Here is a 12,502-nt window from a genome sequence, read left to right as displayed (position 1 = left end):
GTGTATAATTAATTGCTTGGTTCTTGCCTACTTGCGAATATTCCTGCGGAATATTCACAGGTTCGTAAATGTTTACTAACTTAGTTGCTAAACCACGCAACTAACCATACACAAAACCGTTGTAGCACATATGAGAATAACCGCGAAAAACATAAAAAACAACTATCAGATTTTCATAATTAAGCTCACAATATTGAGCTTATTTATATTCTCATTGGTTCGTGGAAAAATAGAAACTTCAATATATTGGAATTTTGTTGCGGAAACTGGAAGCGGATTTCAGAACTACCTGAATGTATTAAAAGGAACGTCTTTTTATAGACCAGCAATTATATTATTGATTCCACTCATCGGAATTTTCATAAACAAAAAAATTGGTTGGATTTTAATTCAATCCTATTTCTATTTTCTGATTTCGAATTTGGCTTTTTCAGCAAAATATATTGACTTAAATGATAATGCTCTGATTTTAATAAACATTATCGGATTCTTACTCTTGCTTCTGATTATAATACTGATGAATAAAAAGAAAATAAGGAATCTGATTTATGGAATTGAAAAAACTGAATTGATAAGTAAAAATGTTATCGCTTCAATTGTTGGAATGTCAATAACAATAATTTTAGCGATGATTAAAGCTAACGGAATTTAAAAAAATACGTGCTACAACAACGTGTATAATTCATTGCTAGTGCTAGCCTACTTGGAAATTCCTGCGGAATTTCCTCTGGTTCGTTTTAGTTTACTAATTTAGTTGCTGAAACACGCAACGAAATCATACACAAAACCGTTGGCAGTAATTTAAAAAGTCCGTTAACTCATTGAAATTAAGGCTTTACTCATTACTTCTTTTCTATAAAAACGAATTGATTTAAATTGGAACTAAATTTTAAAAAACCGATTTTGAAAAAATATATACTTCTGATTTTCTTACTCAACTTAGGAATTGGAATCGCTCAAACTGAATTTCCATTTTACGAACAAATTGCGTTTGACTTTTATCAGTCAAAACTAATCGACTCTTTTCCGACCAAAAAGAAAGTAAAAGTTTATCCTTATGTTATGGATTTTCATCCTTCTGGAAACGCATTCTCGTATCCGAATTGTTTAGGAGTAACTTGGAAAGGTAGTGAACAGTTTAAAAAATTAGAATCTTATGTGGAAACTCAAAATAATATAGACTCTGAAAGATTTGAACTTGACTTTACTAAATTGAATAAAAGGAAATTTAAGATTAAAAAAAGAGGAATAGGAAATTATCCAAGATTACATATTACAGCACCACATAAAGAGAAAAACGGAACTGACCGAATTTTTTTGAATATTCACGAAACTCATAAAGATATTTATGTAACTTATTATCTTGAATTTAATGAGAAAGGACAAATTATTGATTGGTGTAAAGGAATAGATGAAATAATAAGAACATATTAAAAAAACTACTGCCAACACCGTGTATAATTAATTGCTAGGTCACTGCCGACTTACGAACATTCCTGCGGAATATTCTATCTGTGATTTATTTGCTAAATTAGGTGCTTAACAACGCAACTAATCATACACAATCACGTTGGCAGTAAGCTTTCAAAAAACGACATGAATAACGGAATAATACTCATTATTGCATTTTCTTTCCCATTATTACTTCTGATAGTGTACTATTTCTGGTTATCAAAACGAAAAAAAAGACACGCGGAATCATTAAAGTCTGATTGGGTTAAATTTGAAAAAGCAATATCTCAAAAACACATTAACGGAATTATAAAATACGGAACCGAACTTATATGGAACGAAAATTTGACGGATTCCCAACTAAAAAAAATGAAGGAATCAGTTGGAGAATTAGTTATAGAACACTCTGAATTGGAAAACTTAAGAATTTTAATCTATAACAAGTTTTTACATTGGAATAGAGATTACGTCGGAACTGCATAATTTAGCGTTTAAGCCTACTGCCAACAACGTATATAAAAAATTGCTATATTTAGCTAAATCAAAAGGTCGTTGCACGTTTGCTACATCTGATTTTCCTTCGGAAAATCCTCGCATGCAAACACGCAACTTTCCATATACAAAACCGTTGTGCTTCATTACCAGAAACCGCTAACCAATGATAAAATTTTTTAGGAAAATTAGACTAAAAATGCTCACCGAAAGTAAATTCAGTAAATATCTTCTTTATGCTATTGGGGAAATTTTTCTTGTTCTTATAGGTATTCTTTTAGCGTTACAAATAAACACTTGGAATAATGAACGTTCTGCTAAATTAAAGCGTAAAGAAATCTACAAGCAAATCCAAACTGATTTGAAAGCTGACACTACGGCTATTGGATATATAATTAAATCAAATGATGAGAAAAGTAATCGGATTCAAAATATTCTTGATAAGAAAATTAAACCCTCTTTTTATGACACCATAAATTCGCTCAACTATACAGATTGCAAAATATGTATTTCTGAATCTACAAACTACATTCCTTTTATTCCAATATCTAAAGGTTATAGTTTATTGAAAAATCAGAATGATATTAAGGAAATTACGATAGATTCACTTCCAAATATAATAGAGGAGTTTTATTCATATGGATTAACAAATATTGAGACTCAATTGGAGCTTGTACAAAACGTTGTATTTGAAAATATTAAAACGTATGAGCAATATTCTTGGTTTGTCGATATGCAAGAAAAAAAATATAACAAAGATTATTTAACTTTTATATTTGAAAGTGAAACTTATCGTAATCAGTTGGCAAGATATAAGATATACTACGAAAAAAATTACATAAGTAACTTAAGGCTTTATAGGGAATATGCTACGGAAATTTTAATACAACTAGAAGTTAGGATAGAATAAATAACGAAAGCACAACACCGTGTATAATTAATTGCTTGGTCACTGCCGACTTACGAATATTCCTGCGGAATATTCTATCTGTGTTTTATTTACTAAATTAGTTGCTCAAACACGCAACTAACCATACACAACACGTTGCCATTCATTGTGACCCGTCCTGAATAAAGGCTACATAATTTTAAACAATATTTATCAATTCACTTGTTAATATATTTAAACCCTTGGTACAATGCTATTAAAGGAACAGAACGATGGTTTTCTTCATTTTAGACTGTTTTTTAGTTGAAAAAAAATCATTCGACATTTAAATGTCGAATGATTTTTGTTCGTTTATTGCCTTAGTTCTTTGTGATCAAACGTTTTATGTGGTTTACGAATCATTGTTATTCCAATCCATATAAACCAAACAATCTGGCTTACTCCAAAAATTTCTTTGAATAAGTCGAAAGGTAAAATGGTTAGAATACCAGCAAGTGCTACAAGTAAACCTAAAAGGTTTAATGTTTTTGAGAAAAACGAATATTTAAAAGTTGCTATACTCAAAAGTAATACCCAAACTCCACCAACAATTTCGTTACCTCCACCAAGTCCTTCTGAAACAATACCAACACTCGACCAGATTGATATAGCCTTTTGAGGCTCTTCAATTCCAATTTGAATTACGGAATTAAGTCCAATATTTGCAATCATTCCACTAGCTATAACTAAGCCAACCCAGATTATTCCAAAAACAGAAGCTAGTATCGAAAGGTTGGGCAAATAATCTTTTATTTTTTGATGTATTGAAACAACTAATACAGCAAGTAAAATTCCAAATAAGACATAACTAATTAAGTTTATTGTTGATAGTATTACATAGTTGTCAGACAAGAAATTTAATCTTTCAATATCGGTTGCGTCTGCTTTTGGAAAATCTAATATTCCACCATAAACGATAAAGGCTATGATGTAGATTAATCCAAGTAAAATTGAGCAAATTCCACCAAGTTTTTGTAATATTTTTGTATTCATAAATGTTAAGTGTTTCTTTTAATAGGCTTGTGAATAGGGAAAATTCACTATTTATATTGAACCTTATAACCAGCTAAACCCTAATCCTATATTTAAGATTACTGCATCTCTATGCGCATCTCCATCTAAAAATACACGGCCAAGAACTAATTTAGACTGAACATTAAGCGCAAAGTTTTTCTTTTTGTAAATTTCGTAACCTGTACTTGCCATAACAGCACAACCAAAGTTCCAATCGTCATTTACATTGTCTTTAATATCATATAGTGCTGGCGAATCTATTGCTAAACCAATTCCACCATGAATCCACCATCTATCTTTTACCCAATATTGTACCGATGGAATAAAACCTCCGAAGTGCCTTTCGTTATCCTGAAATTCGTAGATGTTTCCTGGCATAGCGACAGTAATGGCGAGTCTTTCATTTAGCATATAGCCAAATTTTAAATCTGGAAAAACGAACGTTCCTTGAGATTTGTCGAACGTTTGAATACCTGCACTATCTTCTAAACTGATAATACCTCCTCCTGCTGCGAATTCGAATATGAATCCATCTCTTTGTGTTGTAGTTTCTGGGTTTGTGTTTTGTGCGTATGTTATACTAGATAATAATGCAAAGGCTACACAAGCCATTCTTAATACAATTTGTTTTTTGATTGTTTTCATTTTAATTGATTTCATAATTGTTCGTTTTTTGATTGTTTTGATTAATAATTTCTATTTTTAATTGAGTGTTGTTCTTTTTATTTTGAATATTCGATTAATTCCTCTACATACCGAAAATCACCTTGATTTTGAGTGAGTTTTATGAAATTTTTTACGGATGGCGCATATAACCAAATTTCAGTTTCATCTGCGCTATATCCTCTGGAATTTGTGGTCTTACCAGTGTATTTGATTGTATAGGCCATAAATGTTCCAGCTTCTACTGTTTCTTCACGGTATGATAGTACTTCTGCATCTTGACTTTGATTTCCTGTAGTTCCGTCCTGACTTGTCCAATTGTTTTCATATTTCCACTTTTTACCAACTTCGAGCGGCCAGTCGTACTTTGGTGTTTTGCTTTCATCTGGTTTAACAATGTCAGTAACAGGAATGGTGTCTTTGCCAATAGTCATACCTAAAACCTCTCCAAATTTTACGACTTCCCTTGTATCTGTTCCATCCGAGCGAACCTCTCCTTCAGTAGTAACACCTTTATATTTCCATACCCATTTTTCACCCAAGCTATAATCTGCTAAAGTGGGTTGTTGGGTTATACTAGATTTGGTTTTGTTATCACAAGCACTAAGAAATACTAGTGCAAGTACTATTAGAATTCGATTTCTCATATTTTTTGATTTATAGTTTGATTGCTTTTTGTCCATATAATGTGAATGATTGTTCGTCATCTTTTATTGAGAAAGAAATTGACGTACCGGTATTTGGGTTTATGAAATCAAGATTTTCACCAATAATAGGTACAAGTTTATATTCATCACCATTAGGAAAACGAAGTGATATTTGATTGGTTGTATTTGAAAATGTTATAGAAAGATTTACTTCACTATTCCACTTATAGTTTCCCGCTATCGTTTTTAGTAAGGTCGTTTCAATATTTTCTTTTCTAACTTCGATACGATTAAAATGATTCCATCTGTATAATTTTGAAGCAGACAATAAAAGTTCGTTACCTAATGACCCGCCATTATCTGAATTTATTAAATACACCAAACCCTTTCCTGTAGTAAGATCTATGGTCATTCCAGTACGATAGCCTGCATTTCCACCGTAATGTGTTATTGCTAAGCCATTATTAGACCTATCTACAATAAAACCGTAAATATGTCCATCTCGTTCTTGGCTTAATATGGATTTAATGGCAGATGTAGAAAAAACCGAGTTCTTGCCTTGATAGGCCTTGTAAATTTCAATAAGAAAATTAGCTAAGTCTATCGATGTACTCCAAAGACCTGCAGCAGCTTGTTCTGGATGATTTCTCCAACCACCATCTAATATGACTCCATTTGATGTATACCCTTTTGCAACCTTGCTTGAATCCTTAATTATTAGTGGTTGTGTAAATTCTGAATGTTTCATACCAACTGGATCAAGAATCCAAGTCTCCATCAGGATTGAAAATGTCTCATTATTTATGTCTTGTAGTGCTACTTCTGCTAATGTGTATCCGCCACCTGAATATGACAATTTTTCATTAGGTCTTGAAAGAACTTCAATTTGTTGCGAATTTACACCTGATGCACCTGTTAAAATCTCTACATCTGTTGGAACTTCAAGATGTTTAGCATAACCTTGATAGCCTCCCGCTGTAATACCTGAAGTATGTGAAAATATATTCCTTAAGGTTACAGGATTATCTGCTGTTTGTTTGCCTTGTGGCATTGTAAAACTCTTTAAGTAATTTTGAATATTTTCATCCAAATCTATAGCTCCAGCTGTATGCATGCGTAAGGCAGCTAAAAAAGTTACAGGTTTAGAAAGAGATGCAGCTTGAAAAATAGTAGAGTCATTTAAATTTTGTTCTGGGAAATTAGTGTTTGAATATGTATATGACCATTCTAATTTACCATCATTAATAACTGCTAATGATAATCCTGGAATATTATATTTTATCAAATTATTCGAAAGCGTGCTAAAGTTTTCTGGCTCTCCCAAAAATTTCACTTTACCAATAATTTCTTGTTCCAATTGCCTCTTTCTCATAAGAGATGCTTCAGAGAGAATTGATGTATCATCAATAACGTTATTGTTTTGGTCTTTTGATCTTTCTTTTTCAGTATCCTGAAAACCTATTTTTTCAAGAATCTGAAGAAAGTTTGTTTTATCAACTTTACCTACTGCGTAATCTATTACCTCCCCCTCAGTATCAATAAAAATTGTTGTTGGGGTTGCCCCAATATTATATTGCTTTACGAGCTTTTCAGTATTCGAATCATCAATATTAATCTCTACTGGTATAACTTTGGAATTAATAGCTTTCATAACTTCGTTATCAGCAAAAACTTTACGCTTCATAATGCGACAAGGTGAACACCATTCCGCAGTAAAGAATATCATAATATTTTTGTCAGAATTGTATGCGAGATTTTGAGCAGATTCAATGTCATTTGTCCAAGTAATATCATTTGAAGGTGCATAAAATGAGTACCACGCATACCAAAGAGAAACTACCAGAAAAGTAAGCCAGAAAAATTGCCAAAAGGGATGAGATTTCTTTTTTGATTTCTTTATAGTTGAACTATTTTTTTTATTCTTCATTTTTTATTTGTGTTTTGTAATTCAGCGTAAGTATTTTTTAGGTTTTTTAATGAATCAATTGCATTACTGTAAGCCTCTCGATTTTGTGCAAGCGTAGTCAATCTCGTTAAAACCATATTTTCAAAATAAATGTCTTTTTCGTAAGTGTCTGAAGAAATGCCCATATCCCTAAATTTAACGTTTCGCATCAAAAAATTTTCATAATAGGCCTCAATTGCTTGTTGTTCTGAAGATTCAAGTTTTTCTATAGGGTTAAACGTTTCATATGTTTCAGAGATAGCATTACGTAAGTTTAAATCTTCAAATAATTTTAAATCACCAGAAAATTTTAAATTTTCATAGGTTATCATAACTGGATAAAACTTTTTAGACATAATTAAATAGAATGATTTTGTCGATAATCTAGGGTTATCATAATCTTTATATAATAAAATTTTGAATACTGTATCTAACTCTTTGAGCATTTGCATTGCCTCATCATCAAGAAGTGTCAACTTTTTAAGGTTGCGATCTGCTTCATCATGTAACTGAATAATGTATGAATTACGTAGCTCTAACTTCTTTTCTTTATTTGAATGATCGTTAATAGCTAAGGCAATAAGGATTCCAACAATAACAAGAATAATTTCTCCAATTGCATAAGCTAAATAATTACCAAACTTATTTTGAGTTAGCATTTTTAGCCTGTTTTTTCTAAATAATTTTATCATGGCTTAGTGGTTTATCAAATTGAATCACAACGAGTTGGATTCCTATCTAAATACGCTTTAATTTTTTCTGTATTACGCTTTTAAATTTCCATTTCAATCCAAACAATGGTCTTAAAATATTAATTCGTTTAAGTATAAATTCATAAATAAGAAAACAGACTATAAACGTAAATAGAGTGATTCCTATAAATTCTAGCATAGGATGAAGGTCTAATGGCAGAATGAGTAATGCACCTGCATATAAAACAAACATGTGAATAATATATACAGGATAAACAGCTGCACTCAAATAGCTTAGTAATGCACTTGGTTTATTAAAGTAGCTATATCCTATTCCAAATAAACCCAATATCCAAGAATTAGATTCTATGGTGGTTATATACATATTTGATATAGACTCAAATCCAGTGAGACGAACAGCAAATAAGACAGACGCTATACTTATATACAGCCATTTCCACTTTGAAACGGTTTGCCAGAATGTTTTTCCGCTATACACAAAAAGAAATCCGAAAAAGAAAGCCAAAAACCCTATAAAAAATCCATGCCAAGTTTTAGCGTACAGTTCAAATAATTGTGGTTTTACTAAACCCACTTCCAATATAAAAAAAACAGATATGGATAGTGGCCCAATAGCATAACTCATAACTTTTAAAATGGCTTTCTTAAATTTTCCATTTTCATTATTCTTCAAATAGAAAAAAACAGGTGACAACACTACGACATAGACAAAAATATTTCCTAAAAACCATAGATGTCCCATATGAGGAAAATAGCTTAATGGCATATTATAGTACTTCTGAAAAATTAAAAAATGTAATGGTGTGATCGTCAAAATTCCGAAAACAAAGGGTAAGAGAATTCGCTTAGAGCGTTCTATGAATAATTGCTTCCAATTTCTTTTTTTCATTGCAAAATATAATCCCATTCCCGATACAAAAAATAGTAAAGGTATCCGCCAGACATTGAGCATGGTCATCGGTTTCCAAAGCCCCTCCAAAGCATCTTCACTTCGCATAAAACCAATAAACATAGCCCATGGTTGGAATATAATAGCTATATGGTAAATAAGTAATAATCCAATAGCAATGACTCTTAGCCAATCAATATCGTATCTTCTTTCTGTTGTCATCTTATTTTCTTTTATTGTAACATCATTGCAACAACAGGACGTGCTTTTTGCAATTCATTAAGATCTAATGTAAAACCCATTGGTTGTAATTGCTGAATTAGCATTTCATAGATAGGTTTCATTTGAGCAAAATCTACCATTGCTGTTTCTCTTGCTGTAGCTCCATAATTATTACGAATAGTTTTATCTGCTTTTGCATCAATAAGTAATTGTACAATTTCTATACGCCCAAAGAATGCTGCCGTGTGCAAAGCTGTTCCTCCATCGTTGTTTTTTACAGATAAATCTGCATTTGCATTGATAAGTTCTTTAGCGATTTCAGGCTTATTAAAAGTGGCTGCAGACATTAAAGGTGTAGATCCAGACATGGCCTCTTTTTGATTAATATCAGTCCCAGCTGCAATATGTTGCTTAACAGCTTCTAAATTTCCGGTTAATACAGCACCATGAATATCTATAGTAGGTTTAGTCACTGTTTTTGTTGCTTTAGACGAATCATTTGAGCTTGTTTCTTTATTAGATTGTGCGCACGAACTTGTTAATAAAAGGGAAAAGAATAACATCTGAATTGTCTTTCTGATTGGAATAATTTTTAGTGTTTTCATAATTTAAATTTGTAATGATTTATAACTTGACTTTTGTTTCTACAAAGATGCGACACTAAGCTATTTGACTGATAATGTGCATGAAGCCTATTGTGTCAAGTTTGATGAATGGTTAAAAATTATGACGCAGAAGTATAAATTATGACGCAAGCAACTGTTTTTGACAAAGAACTTTGATCCACTCCGTGTTTAAATAAAATATTCTACATTTGAATTAATACAAAACAACATGTCTAACATCTCATATCAAGGAAAATTTATAGAACAGGCTGAAGCGTTTATTATAGAGAATATCTCTAATGAACAATTTGGGGTTTCAGAATTGGCTGAACTCATGAATATGAGCCGATCAAACTTGTTGAGAAAGATTAAGAAACAAACACAAGGTAGTGCTAGTCAGTTTATTCGTGAAGTTAGATTACAAAAAGGAATGACCCTTTTAGAAGAAACAGAATTTACTGTTTCTGAAATATCTTATAAGGTCGGATTTAGTAATAATTCCTATTTCATTAAATGTTTTAGAGACTATTATGAGTATTCGCCAGGCGAAGCTAGAAAAAAGATAGACGAACAAGTAGAATTAAGACAAGAAGATAGCCAAAACACAGAAGCCATTGAAGTAACTAAAAAAGGGTTTTTACAACAGTACAGAGTACAAATAATATTAGTATTTGCTTCGGTTTTAATCCTAGCAGCATTCTTGTTTTTTCAAAAAGAAACGCTCAATTCCAATAAAGAAGATATTTACCGTAGTAAATCTATAGCTGTATTACCGTTTAAGAATATGAGTAGTGATTCGAATAACTTGTACTTTGTGAATGGACTTATGGAGTCGACATTAAACAATTTGCAAAAGATAGAAGATCTCCGAGTGATAAGTAGGACCTCTGTAGAAAAATATAGAGATACTGATAAAACCATCTCAGAAATAGCAGAAGAACTTAATGTCAATTACTTGATTGAAGGAAGTGGGCAACTCGTTGACAATCAAGTTTTATTGCATATTCAATTGATTGACGCATCAAATGACACACCAATATGGGCAGAACAGTACAATCATAAAACAGAAGACATTTTTTCTATACAAAATGAAGTCGCAAAAAAGATTACCGAAGCGATAAAGGCGACAGTCACACCATCTGAATTGCAGCAAATTGATAAAAAACCAACTGAAAACCTACTAGCATATGATTATTATTTAAAAGGACTTGAACCATACCAAGCACGAACGAAAGAGGGCTTGGAAGCTGCTATTATTTTATTTAAAAAAGCTATAGAACAAGATCCTGAATTTGCGCTCGCATATTCTGAGATCGCGATATCATATTATTATTTGGACTTAAACCAAGCTAAAAAACGGCACACAGATATTATTAATAATAATGCAGATAAAGCATTGCTTTATGATTCTAAATCTGCCAAAAGTCTTATAGCAAAGGCACTTTACTATATAAATAGTAATGAGTTTCGATTGGCTATTCCACATTTAGAAAAAGCTTTAGAATATAATCCCAATTCGTTTTCTGTAGTACAAATACTTGCCGATATTTATTCAGGAGCAATTCCCGATACAGGTAAGTATTTACAATATGCCTTAAAAGGTTTGCAACTTAATATTGAAGCAAATGATTCAATAAATAAAAGTTATATGTATTTGGCGCTAAGTAATGCCTTTGTTCAAAATGGTTTTACAGATGAAGCACAGAAGTATATAAAATTATCTTTAGATAATAATCCAGAGAATTATTATGCACCTTTTTTAAACGTATTTATACAATACGCGCAGCATCAAAATATAGAAAAGGCTACATACGCATTGGTAGGAGAATGGAAAAAAGATACGACACGTCTAGATATTATGCAGGAAGTGGCCAAGTTTTATTACTTCCAAGAAAAATATGATAGTGCTTTTTACTACTATGATAAATTTGAAAAAATCAAGGAAAGTAATGGGTTAAATATGTATCCACAAGAGAACTTAAAGATTGGATTGGTATATGATAAAATGGGCATGCAGGATAAAGCCGAAAGCTATTATAAAGCATATGCAGAATACTGCGAAAATGACCAATCTATATACCAGCCAGTTAGTTTGGCCATGAAATACTTACATGAAGAAAACCCTAATCTTGCTATTGAGCAATTAAAACTGTTCGCTACTAAAAATAATTATCAATATTGGATTTTATTGTTTCTTGAAGAAGATCCTTTAATGAAAACTTTAAAAAGTCATCCTGAATATGATGAGATTATTCAAAAAATTAAAGATAGATTTTGGGAAAATCATGATCAATTAAAAAAATCATTAAAGGAAAAAAATCTACTATAATTCATTTGATTTAAAATAAATTTTAAAGATTTTTTAATAGAAAAAAGCAATTACAATTTGAAAACTTAACTGAAAATCAAAACCGAATCATTTGTGGAATTGTTCACTCAATCGTAACTAAAAAAAGTATGTGGAATAAATCACTGACTGAATTCACTCAAACCCTGGAAAAAACAGAATACGAAACTAAGTCGAAAAAATAAAAGTCTTGAATAAAATCAACGAAATGGCAACAACGTTTATAATTAATTGCTTCTGCTGGTTAAGACGACGATCTTTGTGTACATTTAACTATATTGTATTGCGGAAAATGAATCGTGTACTTTTACGCAACTAACCATACACGAACACGTTGTGCTTCATTATGACCCGTCCTGAATAAAGGCTACATAATTTTAAACATTATGTACAAAAATGACAAAGTAATTAGACGTTACAGCGAACCTTTTAAATTAAAAATTTTAGCTGAACTTACAACAGGTAAACACACAAAGAGTGAACTTTGTAAACTCTACTCTATTGCACCTACAACAGTAAACGTGTGGATTAAAAAATACAATCGTAAAGACTTAATGAACACCAGAGTAAAAGTGGAAACAAAAG

At 31.4% G+C, this 12,502-nt stretch carries 13 protein-coding genes; 6 read left to right on the top strand and 7 right to left on the bottom strand.

Annotated features, from left to right (window positions below):
* Positions 1-130: 130 nt before the first annotated feature.
* The 4 genes from IM744_RS20300 (at position 131) to IM744_RS20285 (ending at position 2,854) form a co-directional block, all read left to right on the top strand.
* Complete coding sequence (locus IM744_RS20300) at positions 131-652, top strand: hypothetical protein (RefSeq protein WP_194510002.1); 522 nt, start codon at positions 131-133, stop codon at positions 650-652.
* Positions 653-903: 251 nt separating this feature from the next.
* A complete protein-coding gene (locus IM744_RS20295) occupies positions 904-1,434 on the top strand; it encodes a hypothetical protein (RefSeq protein ID WP_194510001.1) in 531 nt (176 codons plus the stop codon).
* Positions 1,435-1,596: 162 nt separating this feature from the next.
* The gene (locus IM744_RS20290; RefSeq protein ID WP_157811597.1) at positions 1,597-1,935 is read left to right on the top strand and encodes a hypothetical protein; all 339 of its coding nucleotides are present in this window, start codon (positions 1,597-1,599) and stop codon (positions 1,933-1,935) included.
* Between the two features lie 175 nt (positions 1,936-2,110).
* Positions 2,111-2,854, top strand: coding sequence for a DUF6090 family protein (locus tag IM744_RS20285; RefSeq protein ID WP_194510000.1), 744 nt, complete (start codon positions 2,111-2,113; stop codon positions 2,852-2,854).
* Positions 2,855-3,184: 330 nt separating this feature from the next.
* On the opposite strand, the gene IM744_RS20280 is transcribed toward IM744_RS20285, so the two are convergent.
* The 7 genes from IM744_RS20280 to IM744_RS20245 all read right to left on the bottom strand — a co-directional run bounded on the left by IM744_RS20280 (position 3,185) and on the right by IM744_RS20245 (position 9,570).
* Positions 3,185-3,865, bottom strand: coding sequence for a hypothetical protein (locus tag IM744_RS20280; protein WP_194509999.1), 681 nt, complete (start codon positions 3,863-3,865; stop codon positions 3,185-3,187).
* Between the two features lie 63 nt (positions 3,866-3,928).
* Positions 3,929-4,546: a hypothetical protein gene (locus IM744_RS20275; protein ID WP_241738380.1), complete on the bottom strand. Its 618-nt coding sequence runs from the start codon at positions 4,544-4,546 to the stop codon at positions 3,929-3,931.
* Between the two features lie 62 nt (positions 4,547-4,608).
* Positions 4,609-5,196: a hypothetical protein gene (locus IM744_RS20270; RefSeq protein WP_194509998.1), complete on the bottom strand. Its 588-nt coding sequence runs from the start codon at positions 5,194-5,196 to the stop codon at positions 4,609-4,611.
* 10 nt (positions 5,197-5,206) lie between these two features.
* Complete coding sequence (locus IM744_RS20265; protein WP_206694527.1) at positions 5,207-7,123, bottom strand: serine hydrolase; 1,917 nt, start codon at positions 7,121-7,123, stop codon at positions 5,207-5,209.
* Positions 7,120-7,833: a hypothetical protein gene (locus IM744_RS20255; RefSeq protein WP_194509997.1), complete on the bottom strand. Its 714-nt coding sequence runs from the start codon at positions 7,831-7,833 to the stop codon at positions 7,120-7,122. Before IM744_RS20255 ends, IM744_RS20265 begins: the two co-directional genes overlap by 4 nt.
* A gap of 46 nt (positions 7,834-7,879) precedes the next feature.
* Positions 7,880-8,965 carry an acyltransferase family protein gene (locus IM744_RS20250; protein WP_194509996.1) on the bottom strand — a complete coding sequence of 362 codons (1,086 nt, stop codon included), beginning with the start codon at positions 8,963-8,965 and terminating at the stop codon, positions 7,880-7,882.
* A gap of 11 nt (positions 8,966-8,976) precedes the next feature.
* On the bottom strand, positions 8,977-9,570 hold the full coding sequence (locus IM744_RS20245) for an ankyrin repeat domain-containing protein (protein ID WP_194509995.1): 594 nt from the start codon (positions 9,568-9,570) through the stop codon (positions 8,977-8,979).
* Positions 9,571-9,799: 229 nt separating this feature from the next.
* On the opposite strand from IM744_RS20245, the gene IM744_RS20240 reads away from it, so the two are divergent.
* Together IM744_RS20240 and IM744_RS20235 are read left to right on the top strand one after the other, a co-directional pair.
* Positions 9,800-11,899: a helix-turn-helix domain-containing protein gene (locus IM744_RS20240; protein ID WP_194509994.1), complete on the top strand. Its 2,100-nt coding sequence runs from the start codon at positions 9,800-9,802 to the stop codon at positions 11,897-11,899.
* A 404-nt stretch (positions 11,900-12,303) separates the two neighbouring features.
* On the top strand, positions 12,304-12,502 hold a 199-nt coding region (locus IM744_RS20235; RefSeq protein ID WP_194509993.1), incomplete at its 3' end, for a transposase.

Origin of the sequence: Psychroserpens luteus, from assembly GCF_015319355.1 — a bacterium.
Taxonomy (GTDB): Bacteria; Bacteroidota; Bacteroidia; order Flavobacteriales; family Flavobacteriaceae; genus Psychroserpens; species Psychroserpens luteus.
The sequence above is the reverse complement of the archived record's forward strand: the minus strand, read 5'-3'. Positions and strand labels throughout refer to the sequence as shown.

Coding starts and splice junctions, on each gene's coding strand:
- IM744_RS20300 (WP_194510002.1), top strand. CDS start 131: ATGAGAATAACCGCGAAAAACATAAAAAACAACTATCAGATTTTCATA.
- IM744_RS20290 (WP_157811597.1), top strand. CDS start 1,597: ATGAATAACGGAATAATACTCATTATTGCATTTTCTTTCCCATTATTA.
- IM744_RS20285 (WP_194510000.1), top strand. CDS start 2,111: ATGATAAAATTTTTTAGGAAAATTAGACTAAAAATGCTCACCGAAAGT.
- IM744_RS20280 (WP_194509999.1), bottom strand. CDS start 3,865: ATGAATACAAAAATATTACAAAAACTTGGTGGAATTTGCTCAATTTTA.
- IM744_RS20275 (WP_241738380.1), bottom strand. CDS start 4,546: ATGAAATCAATTAAAATGAAAACAATCAAAAAACAAATTGTATTAAGA.
- IM744_RS20270 (WP_194509998.1), bottom strand. CDS start 5,196: ATGAGAAATCGAATTCTAATAGTACTTGCACTAGTATTTCTTAGTGCT.
- IM744_RS20265 (WP_206694527.1), bottom strand. CDS start 7,123: ATGAAGAATAAAAAAAATAGTTCAACTATAAAGAAATCAAAAAAGAAA.
- IM744_RS20255 (WP_194509997.1), bottom strand. CDS start 7,833: ATGATAAAATTATTTAGAAAAAACAGGCTAAAAATGCTAACTCAAAAT.
- IM744_RS20250 (WP_194509996.1), bottom strand. CDS start 8,965: ATGACAACAGAAAGAAGATACGATATTGATTGGCTAAGAGTCATTGCT.
- IM744_RS20245 (WP_194509995.1), bottom strand. CDS start 9,570: ATGAAAACACTAAAAATTATTCCAATCAGAAAGACAATTCAGATGTTA.
- IM744_RS20240 (WP_194509994.1), top strand. CDS start 9,800: ATGTCTAACATCTCATATCAAGGAAAATTTATAGAACAGGCTGAAGCG.